The following is a 16158-nucleotide window of genomic DNA, read 5'->3' on the forward strand; positions in this document are numbered from 1 at the left end:
AAAATTTTAATTCTATTGTGGACGCAAACAAAATTTTATACAATAATTTACTTAATTTACTTGGATTCTAAAGAAAATTCTTTTTTATCACTTAGAATGAATTCATGTCTGGTTTCTTGCCACAAAAAAGACTTGTTTTAATCCGTTCAATGAAACAGCATTAGTATTCAAAATTAAAATCCGAGAATTACAATGGATCATTCAGAACAGAAAAATATCTTTTCAAAGAAGCTTTTAGAACAAACCCAAAAAGACATCCTAAAAAGTTTTAGATACTTTTCCGATCCTGAATATACGGGAGAAAACCCGGCGTTACCCGTATCCGGAATTATTTTTGGAGCTCCCGGACCCGTAGTGAATCCACCTTCCTACGAGTTTATGGGTTATGGAAATGGTCCGGAAGGAATTGCTTTTGAAGAAACGGGAGGGTTCGATCTTAGCGAAATTTTGAACTCAAAATTATCGAATGATGAGGAAGAAGAATCATTTGAAATACAATTTAAGAATGCATGTGAATTAGTAACTCAAATCCTGAAACAAATTGCAAACTCAGAGGAATTTCAAAAGATTCCGAAAATTGGACCGATCGTTTTCAGATTATCCATTGAAAGCCAATCCAATCGAGTTTTGGGAAGAATTCATCCAGACGGAACTTTTGAAGATCCACCTGCAAAGAAATAATTTATTACGAAATTCTAAAAACGTTCCTCCAATGAACGTGAGTTAGGTGATATTTTTTGTTTTCAATAGAAGTTCGTTTTCCTGTCTCAAGAAAATATACCTGAAAATTGTAATGTATTATCAAAGATTCTTTACAACATGATACAACCATTCGGAAAAATGATATATCCCGTTCTGATCTTTTCCAATTTCGTGATCCCAAAAGACTAAGAAAGGTTCTACAAATCGCGTATCGATACAATATAGATTACCGCTGCCATCATTCATGACTGGAATAAGATACTTTGGGAGTTTGGGGTTCATTTCAACACGCTCGCTTTCTGTTACACTTATAAGGTCCAAATAAGGTGGCACGTCTGAACCGAGACCATACAACTCCAAATGCTGTACCCCACCCCAACCGAACGTCTGTAAGAAATTCCGATAATCTCCTCTGATAATGATCTCTAGTTTTTCTTCCGCAAATTTTATAGTTTCGTCCGTCGCTCCCTTACCAAATGTCTTTACTTCAAAACTTGTTAAAAGATGGGACAATTGATCGAATGTTATAGCATTATTCATACAATATTTAGATATTAATTTCGAACTTGTTTGGACTTATTTATTTTCTATATATTATAAAAATATAACAAAAAAGATAATTCCAAAAATCAAACCTATGCTTTGACTTCATCCGGAATCAATTTCGTTTTTCCTCTACGAACGAACAAAGATAAAAATCAAAATCGGATGCAATTTTTCTAATATTTCTATCGTATGCACAGATCGTAAGTTTCTTTTTCAGGGAATCGGCTATTAACAAAGCGGTGCTTAAATGGATCGAATCCAGAGATTTTAAAAAAGTCAGCTTTTCCGTTTTTTGGATTTTATCGTAAATTTCAGAGCCGATTCTTTTTAAGTTGATCCCCGTAAGAAGTTCTCTTTGTCGTGTTAGACTTTCATCTAACCAACGTTTATTCAAGACCTTTCGATTCTCCCTATAGACTTTGTGAATATTGATGAAGGATTCGACTTCTATGAGTTTGGATGAAAATCTATATTCATCTTTCATCCAAGTTTCGTAGGATTGTTTGTAGTTAGTATCTTCGAATACGATTGAAAGAAAAAAACTGGTATCGATATAGATCGACATGAAGAAGGAAATCAGTCCCTATCTTCATAGTATGTTTTCATCCAATCCAATTTGAATTTTTCTTTTACTTGAGAAGGAGGACGCAACAAGATGGATTTTCTTTTAGCCCTTAAAAGAAGTCCTTTTTTTTCCTCTCTTTGTAGAAAGTTTTCAATCGTTCCGTCGGAGTTAATGGAAGGTTTTTTGATCTCGGCTATAACTCGGTTGCGTTCCATGACGAGAATCGTTTCTCCTTCTTTTACAAGACGTAGATAGTCACTGAGGTTCTCTTTGAGAACTTTGGTTCCTACCGTTTTCACTTTCATAATGAAATAAGGTAAGTCCAAAAAAAGTTGAGTCAACTATTTTTCACCACAAAGTCAGCGTGTACGCATCATAGGAAAGATAAAGTTAATTCCAAAAATTAAACCCTGCGCTTTGACTTCATCTGGAACCTTTCCGAAATTTTGTCCTCGGATAGAATCCACACACGCTTGACTCACCACGTCCTGCCCTTGACTGGAAACAAGTCTAGTATCTAAAACCTGGCCGCCTTCGCTTAACATAAAAAGTACTTTGACTTGTCCCGGAAGAATTCCTTCTCGAACTACGGTTCCCGCCATATCACGATACGCGTAGTTACCTCCACCAGGAGGAGCAAAACTACCTTCGATTTGTTTCAACATTCGTTTAAAATATTCGTAACCGGCAAGTTTTTTTCTAGGAATCGAAAGAGCCTGATTTCCATCCCAACGAAACAGAAAATCCTGCTCAAATCGATAATTAAACGGAATCTTAGTAGTCTTTCCGTAGGTTTGAGTATTTTGTTTCGTATTATCGGTGTTAGTCGTTTGAACCGGATCTATTTTATAAATCCCAACTTCAAAAACCTTTTCGTCGTTCTTTTCTTTGGTTTCTTGTTTTTGAGTTTCGGAAGGTCTTCTCGCAAGACTTCCCATAATAAATTCCCGAAAAGGACTCGCAGAATGAAATCCTTGTTTTTTAGTAATTCCACCGGCGCCCGCGGCGTCTACGTTGGAAAGCGCCTTGTATTCGTCCTTAACATTTTTATCCACAAAGTCTTGTTCCAAAAGAACCTCGTAGATTTTTTCTTTTTCCTCGTTACTTTCCATTTTTACCATGGGCTCGCTTCCGAGAATCTTCCATAACATGTTTCTTGTAAGTAAATGTGCGGTAAAAAAAGACGCAAGAGCAAGAACTAAAAAAGAAGCATAGATCAATCTCTGATCGTCTTCAGGAATTCCGGAATATTCAGAATAAAGTCGGGTCTTGTCCATGATGTACGGAAAAATCTTCCATTCTTTTCAATTGACGATAGGCCTTTTCGGTCGCAACTCTACCTGCGGGAGTTCGGTTGATGAGTCCGATCCGAACCATAAAAGATTCGTAAGTGTCCTCGATTGTTTTTTCTTCTTCGCCTACCACAACCGCAATTGCTTTGAGTCCAACCGGACCACCTTTATAACGATCGATCATACAATCTAAAATCTGTCTATCCATACCATCCAGACCCAGATCGTCAATCCCCATCTTTTCAAAAGCCTTCAGACAAAGGTCCTTTTTTACAGAAAGATTCCCTTCTACTTCGCTAAAATCTCGGATTCTTTTTAAAAGATGATTTGCAATTCTAGGAGTTTTACGAGAACGTTTTCCGATTTCCAAAGCAGCATCGTCTTCGATCAAAACCCCTAGAATTTTAGAAGAACGTAAAACGATTTGTTTCATTTCTTCGTCACCGTAATAATCTAGTCTGAGCTGAATTCCGAAACGACTTTTCAGCGGTTCGCTGATCAAGCCGCTTCTAGTAGTAGCACCCACTAAAGTAAAAGGTTTGAGAGGAATCTGAACCATCTGAGCGGTCACACCTTCTCCGATGACCAGATCAATCATATAGTTTTCCATCGCAGGATAAAGAATCTCTTCTAATTTTTTAGGAAGAGTATGAATCTCGTCTATGAATAAAATTTCATTTTCTCCCATACCCGTAAGAAGACGGGCAAGATCCGCTCCTTTGGTAATTACGGGAGCCGAAGTAATCGTAAGCCTGGTTCCGAGTTCGTTGGAAATGATTCCTGCAAGTGTAGTTTTACCAAGACCGGGAGGACCGGAAATCAAAACGTGATCCAGTGCACGTTTACGATTTTTAGCGGCTTGAACGTAAACGGTAAGATTATTGAGGACTTCTTTTTGACCAATAAATTCGGAAAGAAGAGAAGGGCGTAAACCCGACTCTTCTTCAAATTCTTCTTCAGGATTCAGAGTATGGGATTTTGCCAATCAGTTCGGTCTTTCCTTAAGTTGGATAGAGATTCTGGAAATATTCCCCTGACGTACAACGGTAACCGTAATTCTATCTCCTACCTTACTTTTTTTGACTGTACTGACTACTTCTTCTGGGGAATTGATTTTAGTTCCAGAAATTTCAGTGATCACGTCCATCAATTGAATCCCCGCGCGATCTGCAGGAGAATCGTTCATAATTTGAACCACAACCGCACCTCCGGAAAGATTCAACTTCTTGGCATCATCTTCGTGAAGATAATCAACTCCGACACCAAGCCAAGCCTGTGCGGGACGTTTGACTTTACCTGTGGTTTTTAATTCTTCCATGATCGCCTTAGCCTCGTTAATCGGAATTGCAAATCCAATTCCAACCGAACCACCACTTTGAGAAGCAATCATACGATTGATACCAATCACACGACCATTGATATCTAAAAGAGGACCTCCTGAATTTCCCTGGTTGATAGAAGCATCCGTTTGAAGATAATGAACTCCACTATTATCAATTCCAGTTCTACCTACTGCACTTACAATCCCTGCGGTTAAAGATTGTTCATAACCAAGAGGTGCACCAATTGCAATCGCCCAGTCTCCTACTTTTACGGCAGAAGAATCTCCTAATTCGATCGGAACGATTTCTCCCTCCGGTTTGATTTTCAAAAGAGCCAAATCGATAACCGGATCGGAACCGATCAACTCCGCAGTAAACGTCTTACCGGTTTTTAAACGGACGGTGAGTTTATCCATAGAACGAACCACGTGTTCATTCGTTAAAATATATCCTTGAGTATTGAGGATGATTCCAGAACCGAGACCGGTTTGTTTTTGTTTCATCACTCTACCGCCACCACCTTGACCTCTACCGAAAAATTGATCAAAGAAAGGATCTCCAAAAGGCCCCCCTGGATGAACTGGAACGTTTTGAATTCTTTCCGTAGCAATGGAAACGACGCTAGGAGAAGCGGTTTGATAAACTTCTTCAAATGCTTGTTGAATCGTGATTGCCTGACGAGTTGCAGGACTCGGTTCCTTATCACCTTTGGCGCTTAGAAAGAGAGGACTGTTCTGACCGGTTCCACAAAACATCACAGGAGATAAAAAGGCTCCAAGTAGAAGAGAAATGCTTACGATTGCAACATACTTCAGTTTTTCCGTATTTTTCATTGAATTCGATCCCTCTGAAAATGAATATCCGCTTGGGTACTAAAAGGATCGACTCGCTTCTGTAACTGTCAAGTTAGATTTAGAAGCGAGTCTTTCCAGAGTACACATTCGGTTCAAAGAATTAATTAAGACGAAATAGAGAAGAATTCTTTCGTCTTTAATCGTTAGACCGTGAGCTTAAAAAAGAGTTTCCGTTTTCCTAGTATAAAAACGAGAGAATTATAAGGAGGAACCGTGATGAACTTTCACTTTGACTTTAGGATCCCTATGTTTTTTCATTTGATTTTTTGCATGAATATATTTACGGATCGCCGCCTCCCCTCTTTGAAGAGTATAGTAATCCAATTTTTCCACCGGAACGATGTCTTCGTCTGGGGTTACTTGCAAAATTGCTAAATCGATTTTTTTATCCTGACCAATTACAATCGCTTCGTAAAATTTACCGGATTTAGATTTTACGAGAAGATGATCGTAAGTTCCGATCACGTGAGAGTTCGTCAGAATATAACCCTGTTGATTGAGAACAATCCCATAGCCTAAAATCACAAAAGTTTTTTCTAGAAAATGCCCACCTTTAGAAGACAACGATTTAGACTTCATAATTTTTTCGGTAACAACTGAAACCGAACTCGCGGAAGAAGTAGGATAAACTTCTTCAAAGATATGATGTACTCTAATTTTATCCTTAGATTGACGGGCGTCTTCCTGATTGATTTCTGTTTCTGCCGTTTTTATCTGTTGAATTTGAGAAGAACAATTAAAAGAAAAGAACCCTAAATAAAAAATCACTCCGAAAAGTTTCAGAATAAAAAAATATAAATTCATAAAGGAATTTTCATTGGATTCCTAATTTCCAAAAGAATCCATGTAATGTAGATATAAGAATGATTTTATACAAATTCATCTTTGTCAAGAATTGAATCGGAACCGTTAAAATGAAGAATAAAAAACCAATCTTTGTAGTTTTTGAAGGAATCGATGGAAGTGGCAAATCTACACTTTGCAGATCTTTAACCGAAAAACTCATCGAACTTGGAATTCCCTCCGTAACTTTTACCGAACCTACAAATCTGGAAACGGGAAAATATCTTAGAAAATTTCTCAGAGGAGAAATAGAACTTAAAAAAGAAGAACAGATCGAGGCTTTTTTAAACGATAGAGAAGAATCTTTAAAACAAAATATTCTTCCCGCTTTGAACTCCGACAAGAACGTTCTACTCGATCGTTATATGTATTCTACAGCCGCCTATCAAAGCGGAGATGACCTGTCTCCGGAAATGATTCTTAAAAAAAATCTAAATCGAAATTTTAAAATCCCTGATCTTCTATTTTATTTAGATTTAAGTCCTTCTATTGCCCTTGAAAGATTAAACCGAAGAAAGGAAGATAAAGAAAGATTTGAAACGTTAGCTCAGCTTGAAAAAATCCGTTCAGCTTACGAGAAAATTCTTCCCAAAGATACGATTCAAATTAACGGTAATAAAAAACCGAGTCAAATCGTTCAAGAATGTTTGGAAATTCTTCTTACAAACATTAAAAGAAAATCTTAGGATCATCGAATGACTATAAAAGCGAGAAGTCAAACTTCCACATAAATGCAGGAACCAGAATATTAAAAAATTTTAAATTATTCAATAAAACGGTTTTTGTGCGAACTCCAACATCTATTGAAGATTCAAAAATGATCGTTCTAAAGTTCTGGACAAACTTTTTATAGAATCTAAAAATAATTCACCCAATCAAATTTCCGCACAAACTTGTTGTTTGGTGGGCGTATTCTTTTAAATAGGAATCAAGAAAATGCAGAGTGTTTATTTGTTTGTAGACGAAGAACCATATTTGTATCACGGAGAAAATGTAGATATGGAAAATTTAGAATATATAGAAAGTATAACTACTTCGAAAAAACATCAAGGATAATATATAAAGAATTCAAAAGAAAAAAAGATAAAGACTTTGCAATTTCAATACGTCTTTTACATAGTCACTGCTTAGAACACTTTTTCTCCATACTATTCGCCTCGATGCAAGGATATGATGCTATAAATGTATGGTTATTGTTATACACTCCAAAAGATTTAAGGGAATTAATTAGAAAAACCCAATCAGAGATTCCTTTCTTTCGGAAATTTCCAGATGTTAAACCGAACTGGGAATCAATTCTAAACAAAATACACTTTGGTTTAGATTTTTTTAATTCATTTTCAAAAGAAGTTATTCTCAAGACAGTAATTGAACTTGCAGATCGATTTAATTCAGAAACGTATTTCCTCGAATATAATTCCATAAAACATTCTTTACGAAATAAATTTGGATCATTTCAAATTGAAATCGGTCCTTTGGAAAATAAAGTAAAAATTAACGGCGGGGATTACGGCTCAACTTTTAGAAAAATAGAAAGATTATCGAAAAATAACAAACATCACTTATCAACAAGTAAGATTTTTTCTCAGTGGAATCCAGATAGATTATTTAGTGAAATTCAAATTCTATCTTTATTGATATCTAATATTAAGAGTTTCTTGATAGCAATCAATTGTAAAGAACATCATAAGATTGAATTTAAATTACCAAAGACTGAATTTTTAAAAGACTATCAAAACTTACCGGAACCAGAACTTATATCAGGGGAACTTGAAAGATGGAGTATATCACCTAATTATAAACTTATTGATAAAAATGAACTCCTAAAAATAATCCAGGAAAAATTTCCTGGATTATTTAAACAAGAATACGATGTTTAACAATTTTTTATCATTTGAATATCGGACATTCTAAATGGTGATGGTTTTGACCGACCCAATTTTTCTAGACTTTTAATTTCTCATGATCAGCCCGCTTTTTTCTATAAGCCATTTAGGATTTTCAGATTCGTTTTTACTTTGACGTATAATAGTCAACGGCTTTCGATCTGAAATTCCTTGAGAGTAATTTCATGACGATCTGCTTGACGATCTAACGAATCTGCCATTTTAAATAGTTTTTCTTTTCGAACTCTTGCTTGAAGAAATTTTTCTCCTCTGGAAAGTTTTGCCAATTCTCTCAGTTCGCTGGCTCTGGCCCTTTTAGCTACAGCAGTTGCTCTGAGATAATTTGCGATCGCTTGTTTTTGTCCTGGAGTAATTGCACTTTCTACGAGTGCTTTTTCCAAAAGTCTTTCTTCTTCCTCTTCACTGACTGAAAAGATCGGATTGAAAAATCCAAATGCAAAAATCAATATTAAGACGGAAACAAACCTGTGTAAAAAAAGTTCTTTCCATGTATTCAGAAACGAAACCTTCATCTCTAACCTCTATCTTCAGGAAGAAGATTTCATACCCGATTCCTTTTTCAAGGACTTTCCGTTCTATTCGGGTTTCCATTTGACAACACAAGACTCTCCACAAAACTCATTTGTAAGCGTACCTATAGCTCAATGGATAGAGTACAGGCCTCCGGAGCCTGTGGTCCGGGTTCGAGTCCCGGTAGGTACACATATTAGGGATTAGTTAGTGTATTACATAGTATTTATGTAGGACTCGAAGCTTTTTCGTGAGAGCATTTGTAGCGATCCTTAAAGAGCGTCACAAATGCGACATGAGTCATGGATGACGAATGGGCGGAAAAGACGCCGTGGAGCTAGTCGAAACAGGATGTGAGACTGCGTAACGGCGAGTCCCGGTAGGTACACATATTAGGGATTAGTTATTATATTACATAGTATTTAATGTGAGCAGGGATTTAGAGAATGAGAAAGAATTTTCTAAAAGTGGTAGTTCCCACAGTTTAGTATTTTACGGTAATTTCAAGGTTTTGTAAGAGTTCCCACATCCATTTTTTCGCGGTAAAACAAAATTTTAGGAAACGGATTCCTTATACACCAAACCCACGTTAAATACAAAGAGCCAATCTACATTAGTTATAACGAATATAGATTCTCTTCAAGGCAAGATTTGCAGGAGGATAATTCGGCTGAATTTGAATCGCTTTTTCGTATTCCAAACGAGCCAACTCGATATGACCTAAAATTTCCAAACAGGAACCTGCATTAAAATAAGGATACACCGGGACTTCGTAACGAGGAGCCAACTTCGCTTTTTCAAACCAAGAAAGTGCTTCCTGAAAACGTTTTTGCTGAAGTAGATAAACGCCTATATCATTATAAGGATTTCCTAATGTAGGGTCCGTTTCAATTGCAATTTTACAAAATTCGATCGCACGATTTAACTTACCCGCAAGAGAATAAGACCAACCTAAAAACGTCCAGGCTTCTGAAGTAGGTTTTGCAGCAATGGACATTCTATAATGTTTAGAAGCCAGTTTGAGATTTCCCTTGGTTTGGTAATCGTAAGCGGTCAAAAAATGTTTCTTCGCTTCCTCCGATTCCCCAAAAGATTGTAAGTAAATTGGATTCATCTATATTTTAGACGACGTTCATTTTACAGAAAAGTTTAAGAATTTCAGAAAGGTAGTATTAAAAAAACTGTCCACTTCACTTGAAAAATGATTGTAGAGTAAAAATCCACACCAATAGAACAAAGTAGCGCTCACAAGAGTTTTTGCAAGAGATCTGCCGATTTGGGGAGAGGCGGAATAAAAAATCCTCAATAAAACCACAGGCCACAAAAACAAAAGAAAAAAATAAAACCCTTTTCCGACTCCGTAAATCCAAGAAACAATTTCCACAGGATAACTTTGAGTCAGACGTTCATAACTTGTTTTGAGTTCCGGAAAATACTGAAAAAAATAAAAGATAAAAACGAAAACAAAAACGATTTTCCAAACGAATTCAAAATCGGAACGAAACAAAACCAAAGTCAATCCGCAAAACCAAAAAAGAAAAATTGGAAATACGATTTGTTCTAAAAGTCCAGGCATAAAACCTCGTTTCTATTTTTTAACATCGACACTTTTATCTTACCTACGAATGAAACTTTTCTTTGTTAGAACGTTTCGCTTGAAGATCTTTCATAACTCGGTTCAGACATTCTACAAAACTAGTTGAATCCGCAAGTCCTTTCCCTGCAATGTCAAACGCAGTTCCATGATCCGGAGAAACCCTTATAAACGGAAGACCCAAAGTTAAATTTACACCCTTTTTTCCTTCCCACATTTTAAAAGGAATCAGCCCCTGATCGTGATAACAGGCTATGTGAAGACCAAATTTTTTTCTAGAAGATTCACCAAACATTGAATCGGCGGATAGAGGACCTTCCACTTTTAAACCTTTTTTCTTTAAGAATTGAATCATAGGTTCTAGAATTTCGACTTCTTCCTTTCCTATTTTACCACCTTCTCCCGCGTGTGGATTGAGACCAAGAAACGCGATCGGTTTTTTGAGATCAATTTTCTGACAGGAAAAAATAGAATGAGCCAAGGAATTCAGATCCACCTCTTTCAAAAACTCAGGAACTTTTACGAGAGGAACATGAGTCGTTAGAGGAAGAACCTGAAGATCTTTTCCGGACATCAGCATAAATGTCCGAGTATGATATTCTTCCGCTAGAAATTCAGTATGACCTCGAAACTTAGAAGCCCCAGAAGCAATCACCCATTCTTTGCTCAGAGGAAGAGTAATCAAATCTCCACCTCCTTCTTTTTGAAACCTCACCGCAAGAGAAAGAGCAGCTAACGCGGATTTTCCAGACAACGCGGACGGTTTGCCAAGTTTTAAAGTAGAAATTTCCTTTTTAGAAAGTGCGTTATGCGAAATTGAAAACAAACCTTTTTTCAAGATTCGGGACGAGGCTTCTGTTACAAGGCGTTCTAAAATTTTAAAATCGAAAGCCGCATCGATCGACGAAACATCGGGGACGTTCGTCGGGATCGAAACGAACTCTTTTGGAAGCGAATATTTACCGGAATGAAAGTAAACGACCGGTTTTGTTTTAGAGATTTTTTTTAAAAGGGAAAGTGTATCGAGAAAGATTTCCGGACCGACCCCACAAGGATCTCCTTCTGTAATCAGAATCCGGTTCACTTTTTTGAAATCTGTTTTGATTCCGGAGATTTTTTTTCCGGAAAAAAAACCTTCCGAATTATTCTCTAGCCCCGGATTGTTTTCCGAAGATTTTTTCGACGCTGAGAGAATCTTTAGAGTATTCTAAATCGATCAGATCTTTTGCAGAATGTTTGAGATCGTTCGAAATCATACAACGTCCTTCTAAGATCACTCCATTTTGAATGATCAATTCTGGAGTGCGAATATCACCCAAAATTTTAGAAGTAGGAAGAAGCATTACCCTGTTTCTTGCAGTGATATTTCCGATTACAATTCCTTCGATAATAACGCTGGCGGCGGTGATATTGGTTTTTACCTTACCGGTGACGCCGATATAAAGTTGTTCGGCTTGTAAGGATTTACCTTCAAATTTTCCGTCGATTTTAAGAGATCCATTGATAAAGAATTTTCCGCTGAAGTAGGAATTTTCTCCGATGGTGGAGTTCGTAACTTCGGATGAATTTTTAACGAGTGCCATGCGCCTGTGTTTCCTATTTGTCCTTTTCGGAGGGAGTTTAAATCACTAAATGTACAGATCCCGTCAAACGGAAAAGGATTTTTCAGAGCTTCGTTTTGAAAATTAGAAAAGAAGAAATCGATCAGCGGATATTAGGAACGTTGATTCGATCCAAGGCCTCAGAAGTGAATTCCTGGAACTCCTTAAGTGCATCCATAATACTTTTCCCTTCTAATTCGGTGGCTCTTTCGAATCTAGGGTTAAAACGAATTGTATCTTCCAGATTCATAATCACACCTCCTACTTCCTTCGCTTCTTTAGTGACTTTGTTTAAAAATTCGTTGAATTTTTGAAACATCTCGTAGGCTTCCGCAATGAAAATCCTGGTCTGTTTGTTTTTCATTCGACTCAATTGCTCTCTAAACTCTTGCTTTTCTGCGGCGTGAAATTCTTCTATGGTTTCGGCGAGAACCTTGACGTTTCTCCGAATATTTTCCATATATTTGACCACACCGTCTTTTTCGTTTGTATGGGAAAAATCAAAACGAACGTGAGTTTCGTTTAATACAGGCAGATACTCCCGGTCCATCACGTTGATCCAAGTTCCGATCTGATTGACTTCAGGATCGTTTGAGTTTGGAGAAATTTTCATGATCGGATATTTAGCAAGTACTCTGCCTGCTTCGTTTGGATTTTCTTTATAACGTTTGATCTGTTCCGCGGTTACGTCCAGATTATCCGGAATCCCCTCCGGAGAAATATCCTTCATCTTCGTTTTATATTTTTCTAGATCTCTGGAAACACGATAACGTTGTTCGTCGTTTTTAGATTCTCTGGATATTTTTTCCAACTGATGAATCATCTTCTGGTATTTCTGCAATTCAAGAATTTGTTCGTGACTGATTGCCATTGGTCTTTACATAGTCTTGCATAAATTGAAAACTTTTGTCAAGGAGTTCTAAAGAAGAAATCGAGTGAAACAAACTTCGCATAGAATCCAAATCAGTCAATATAGGAAAAACTTTTTACGGTCTTGAATAAGTTAACGTGAGTTCGACGTAAAAAAAAATTGGGGCGAATCCGACTTGTCACAGATAGCCGGACCGGGCTCTGGTCAATAAATTGTATACAGGAAACTTTATACAATAATCCTCTTTAGTTTCAAACGCGACCTGCAGAGCGACCCTTAGGGAGCAATGCATTGAGTTTGAGGAAGCGTTTTGTTGAGTTCAATTCTGATTCTAAAATCTTCTTCAACTTGTGGGGTTGGTTATGATAGAGAGCGTTCTGCTAAATTTCCCTCGCATCGATTCCTTTCACGTTAAGTTAACGTGAGTTCGATGTAAGAAAAAACTTTCTAAAAATAAGAGTTACTACAATTTTAGAATTTGTTCTTAAAATCGTGATTTGCAGTAGTTCCCACATCATTTTTACAGACAAACCTTAGTTTGTAATCGTTCCCACACTTGAATATGACAGATTCAATTGTTATAAACTTCTATTTTATAAAATGTGGGAGGTCCCACATTTTAGGAATCGATCTGTAGAGTTCAGATTCCAATTTTTTTCAGAACCAGAGGAATTATAGAAACATTTAGAGAATTGAAATCGACCCTTCAGAAAAGAGGAACTCCTATCGAAGATTTCGATTTACTACTGATCGCTATCAAATTGAGTACAGTTAATTTTATCACAAAACGCTGATTCTATGCAAAATATTAGGTACTTTATTATATAGTTATGAGTAATAGGTTCTACTGCTATGTATCTCAATGATACGTTGGTCATAAACAACGAAAAACACTTTCATAAAATTCCGGATTTAAAAAATCGAACTTTAAATAAAATGATTCGAAAATCGAAGACATACTTGTTAAAAAATTCTATAATGGAGATTCATAAAACTGCTTCAATTGTCCATTTCAATGCAACGAAAACAGATGAAGAATTCATTTTTCAACAATTCTAATAACGCTTTCATAAAGTCCCGGATTTAAAAAATCGAACTTTAAATAAAATGATTCAGCCAAAGTCATTACAAAGTTTAACAACCCATACATTCGCAGTTTTTTTCTAATGGAGAAGTATCATCGATTTTATATTTTTTCAACATACGATTTAGTTCTTCTTCATATTCCGACCAAGGTCCACATTCTTCTACCATTCCTTCCTGAACGTTTTTTTTACAATGTACTTTATAATATAAGTATTTTGTATATTCTGTATAGAAATATTTTTCATAAACCGTTTTCTTAGATACAATTGGAATTTTTGCCGGATCCACGTTACTCACTTCTTCCAATCGATTCCATTGATATATTTTTTTTAAGTATTTAAGAACCTCAGTTTTTTTTGCTCCCCTTCGAATCAGGTTTAGATTTGCATTCAATGATGTATATATATAACTTGCGGAAGGGTCGTAGTAAACATAGTCCGTCTTATTTTCTTTTTTATAACTATCTGTCTCTTCCTCTTCTTTAAATTGAAGAACTACTTTTAACCGATCCAAATATCCGATTTGAATTTCATTCAGTTTATGAAGTTTTTTTTCCATCGATCGGATTTGTCTCAAAACCTGGGGGGTCGGTAAATCTGCGATCTGTTTTTCAGTTAAGATTTTTATATTTAAGTCGTCTGCATTTAAAAAAGAAATCGATATAAAATAAAATAGTAGAACGATTTTTTTCATTAGAGTTGTTGAAAATTTTATATCTAACATTACTGATCTCTATAAAATTGAGCACCGTTAATTCTATCACAAAACGCTGATTCTATGTAAAATATTAGATACTTTATTATATAGTTATGAGTAGTAAAAACAACACTATTCGTTCGTTTTAATAATAAAAATTAATTTTTCAAAAGCTCTATTATAGATGACTATTCTTTTTACGAAAGTATATTAGAGTTATTGAAAAATTCCATAGTGAAGATTCGTAAAATTGCTTCAATTGTCCATTTCAATTCAATACAAAGAGATCAAGAATTAATTTTTCAACAACTCTATTTATTATTTTTAAAGTTTGTATGTCATAACGTTTCTTCTAGCTCCAGCCTTTTTGATAAATGTAAATCCCGCCTTTTCAAACATGGAAATAAAACCCATAAATCTATAACTAGGAGATTTTTTTTCAACAGGATACGCTTCTATATATTTGGCTCCATTTTTTTTCGCATAATCTTTTGCACTCTCTATAAAAATTGTCGCCATCCTTCCTCTTTGATATTCTTTTTTTACGAAAAAACATACAATCGACCATACATTTTCTAAATTCTCATCTCCGCCAAGAGAACGATACGTTTCCCTAGGAGCGATGGAACACCACGCAATTGCTTCCTGATTTATATATCCTATAAGTCCAATTGGAGTTTTAGACATTACTCTTTGTTTAATAAATTTTTTTCTATTTTCAGTGGTGTTATTTTTGCGTTCTTCCCCGGTCATTCTCCATGCCATACACCAGCAATAATGAGGGCTTCCTTTTGATTCAAATAATGTTTCAAAATCGCTCCAATTATTTTTATCTACCGGTCTTATAATTACATTCTTATTTTTTATCATTACTGATCCTATCCAATTGAGTACCGTAAATTTTTATTGTAAAATCCTGTTTCAGCACAAAATACTGAGTATTTTATTTAACGTAAATTCGACGTTAAATAAACCTGGGCGAATCCGGTTTGCCACAGGCAGCAAGACCGGACTCTTTAACTCTGGTCAAGTTATTGTGAAATTCCAGAATCAGATTCAATTTTTATAAAATACCAATAACGCGACCTGTCGAGCGACCTAAAACGCTTTCGTAAAAAGCGTTTTACTGAGTTCAAGAAGCGAGACGCTGAGTTACTTCGAACGACCTAAAACGCGATCCGTAGAGAGCCATAACCTTACCCACAAGTATTTAGATTTCAATATTAAATCTGTGGGAATTACGACAAATCCTCTGTAAAACTGAGTTCCCACCCTTATTTTTGGGTGGGGGCGGAGGTGGAGAAATTCGGAAGACTTTTCTCTATCAGAAAAACATGCTTTTTGCAAGTAAAAAGACTCATTCTTGTCGGAACACTTGAAAAATGTGCGTTTTTGAGCCTTATGATTCTAAAATCCTATTCAACTTGTGGGTAAGGTTATGATGGAGAGTGAGACGCTGAGTTTCCAGAGCGACCGAGCGATGCATTGAGTTTCAGGAAAACGTTTTGCTGAGTTACTTCGAGCGCCCGTAGAAACGAAACGCTGAGTTCAGAGAGCGAGACGGCCTTAGTTTGAGAGAACGTTCTACTAAAGTTCCCTCGCATTTGATCCCTTTCGCGCTCACTCACGTTAAATTAAAATTTTGTGTTTAGTTCGAAAAAAAATTGATAAAACGCTCCGTTTAGAAAGTTCGAAGAACCGTTTCTGGTATGGATATTCTTTTATTGAATGACTGTCAAAAAATTGAGTCTGCTTTGGTAGAAAATTCT

18 protein-coding genes, 1 tRNA gene and 1 pseudogene are annotated in these 16158 nt (G+C 36.1%); 5 read left to right on the plus strand and 15 right to left on the minus strand.

Annotated elements, in window-relative coordinates; translation table 11 throughout:
* The first annotated feature begins 192 nt into the window (after positions 1-192).
* The gene (locus LEP1GSC049_RS2000000228265; protein ID WP_004758520.1) at positions 193-681 is read left to right on the plus strand and encodes a hypothetical protein; all 489 of its coding nucleotides are present in this window, start codon (positions 193-195) and stop codon (positions 679-681) included.
* Positions 682-801: 120 nt separating this feature from the next.
* On the opposite strand, the gene LEP1GSC049_RS0205700 is transcribed toward LEP1GSC049_RS2000000228265, so the two are convergent.
* From LEP1GSC049_RS0205700 to LEP1GSC049_RS217295, 7 genes are all read right to left on the minus strand, one after another.
* Entirely contained in the window at positions 802-1242 is a 441-nt protein-coding gene (locus LEP1GSC049_RS0205700) for an SMI1/KNR4 family protein (RefSeq protein ID WP_016747999.1), read from the minus strand.
* Positions 1243-1360: 118 nt separating this feature from the next.
* Positions 1361-1813 carry a PIN domain-containing protein gene (locus LEP1GSC049_RS217320; RefSeq protein WP_004763410.1) on the minus strand — a complete coding sequence of 151 codons (453 nt, stop codon included), beginning with the start codon at positions 1811-1813 and terminating at the stop codon, positions 1361-1363.
* 11 nt (positions 1814-1824) lie between these two features.
* Positions 1825-2118: a type II toxin-antitoxin system Phd/YefM family antitoxin gene (locus LEP1GSC049_RS217315; RefSeq protein ID WP_016560671.1), complete on the minus strand. Its 294-nt coding sequence runs from the start codon at positions 2116-2118 to the stop codon at positions 1825-1827.
* 54 nt (positions 2119-2172) lie between these two features.
* Positions 2173-3090 (minus strand): energy transducer TonB, encoded by a 918-nt coding sequence (locus tag LEP1GSC049_RS217310; RefSeq protein ID WP_004750977.1) that lies wholly within the window; start codon positions 3088-3090, stop codon positions 2173-2175.
* A complete protein-coding gene (ruvB, locus tag LEP1GSC049_RS217305; RefSeq protein ID WP_004751125.1) occupies positions 3065-4090 on the minus strand; it encodes a Holliday junction branch migration DNA helicase RuvB in 1026 nt (341 codons plus the stop codon). Before ruvB ends, LEP1GSC049_RS217310 begins: the two co-directional genes overlap by 26 nt.
* On the minus strand, positions 4091-5260 hold the full coding sequence (locus LEP1GSC049_RS217300) for a S1C family serine protease (protein WP_004750926.1): 1170 nt from the start codon (positions 5258-5260) through the stop codon (positions 4091-4093).
* A 219-nt stretch (positions 5261-5479) separates the two neighbouring features.
* Positions 5480-6085, minus strand: coding sequence for a trypsin-like peptidase domain-containing protein (locus tag LEP1GSC049_RS217295; RefSeq protein WP_004751165.1), 606 nt, complete (start codon positions 6083-6085; stop codon positions 5480-5482).
* A 110-nt stretch (positions 6086-6195) separates the two neighbouring features.
* On the opposite strand from LEP1GSC049_RS217295, the gene tmk reads away from it, so the two are divergent.
* Positions 6196-6810, plus strand: a complete 615-nt coding sequence (gene tmk, locus LEP1GSC049_RS217290; RefSeq protein ID WP_004750992.1) for a dTMP kinase — start codon at positions 6196-6198, stop codon at positions 6808-6810.
* A gap of 474 nt (positions 6811-7284) precedes the next feature.
* On the plus strand, positions 7285-8004 hold the full coding sequence (locus tag LEP1GSC049_RS217285) for a hypothetical protein (protein WP_004769763.1): 720 nt from the start codon (positions 7285-7287) through the stop codon (positions 8002-8004).
* A 152-nt stretch (positions 8005-8156) separates the two neighbouring features.
* Here the strand turns inward: LEP1GSC049_RS217285 and LEP1GSC049_RS217280 are convergent, their stop codons facing one another.
* The gene (locus tag LEP1GSC049_RS217280) at positions 8157-8543 is read right to left on the minus strand and encodes an LIC10421/LIC12816 family protein (protein ID WP_004751011.1); all 387 of its coding nucleotides are present in this window, start codon (positions 8541-8543) and stop codon (positions 8157-8159) included.
* Between the two features lie 118 nt (positions 8544-8661).
* Between LEP1GSC049_RS217280 and LEP1GSC049_RS217275 the strand changes: the two genes are divergently transcribed.
* Positions 8662-8733 (plus strand) — tRNA-Arg (locus tag LEP1GSC049_RS217275).
* A gap of 421 nt (positions 8734-9154) precedes the next feature.
* On the opposite strand, the gene LEP1GSC049_RS217270 is transcribed toward LEP1GSC049_RS217275, so the two are convergent.
* The 7 genes from LEP1GSC049_RS217270 to LEP1GSC049_RS217240 form a co-directional block, all read right to left on the minus strand.
* Positions 9155-9655 (minus strand): tetratricopeptide repeat protein, encoded by a 501-nt coding sequence (locus LEP1GSC049_RS217270; protein WP_001068364.1) that lies wholly within the window; start codon positions 9653-9655, stop codon positions 9155-9157.
* 18 nt (positions 9656-9673) lie between these two features.
* Positions 9674-10117, minus strand: a complete 444-nt coding sequence (locus LEP1GSC049_RS217265; protein WP_004750997.1) for a hypothetical protein — start codon at positions 10115-10117, stop codon at positions 9674-9676.
* Between the two features lie 43 nt (positions 10118-10160).
* Positions 10161-11219: a PdxA family dehydrogenase gene (locus tag LEP1GSC049_RS217260; RefSeq protein ID WP_004758501.1), complete on the minus strand. Its 1059-nt coding sequence runs from the start codon at positions 11217-11219 to the stop codon at positions 10161-10163.
* 58 nt (positions 11220-11277) lie between these two features.
* Positions 11278-11718: a bactofilin family protein gene (locus LEP1GSC049_RS217255; protein ID WP_001229815.1), complete on the minus strand. Its 441-nt coding sequence runs from the start codon at positions 11716-11718 to the stop codon at positions 11278-11280.
* Positions 11719-11839: 121 nt separating this feature from the next.
* Positions 11840-12607, minus strand: coding sequence for a hypothetical protein (locus LEP1GSC049_RS217250; protein ID WP_016560680.1), 768 nt, complete (start codon positions 12605-12607; stop codon positions 11840-11842).
* Positions 12608-13741: 1134 nt separating this feature from the next.
* Positions 13742-14416, minus strand: coding sequence for a hypothetical protein (locus LEP1GSC049_RS217245; RefSeq protein WP_004768518.1), 675 nt, complete (start codon positions 14414-14416; stop codon positions 13742-13744).
* Positions 14417-14713: 297 nt separating this feature from the next.
* On the minus strand, positions 14714-15259 hold the full coding sequence (locus tag LEP1GSC049_RS217240) for a GNAT family N-acetyltransferase (protein ID WP_004763409.1): 546 nt from the start codon (positions 15257-15259) through the stop codon (positions 14714-14716).
* 319 nt (positions 15260-15578) lie between these two features.
* Here LEP1GSC049_RS217240 and LEP1GSC049_RS2000000229350 point away from each other — a divergent pair.
* Positions 15579-15647, plus strand: a pseudogene (locus LEP1GSC049_RS2000000229350) (Imm7 family immunity protein); the annotation flags it as partial.
* Positions 15648-16158 lie beyond the last annotated feature (511 nt).

This window comes from Leptospira kirschneri serovar Cynopteri str. 3522 CT, from assembly GCF_000243695.2.
Classification (GTDB): Bacteria; Spirochaetota; Leptospiria; order Leptospirales; family Leptospiraceae; genus Leptospira; species Leptospira kirschneri.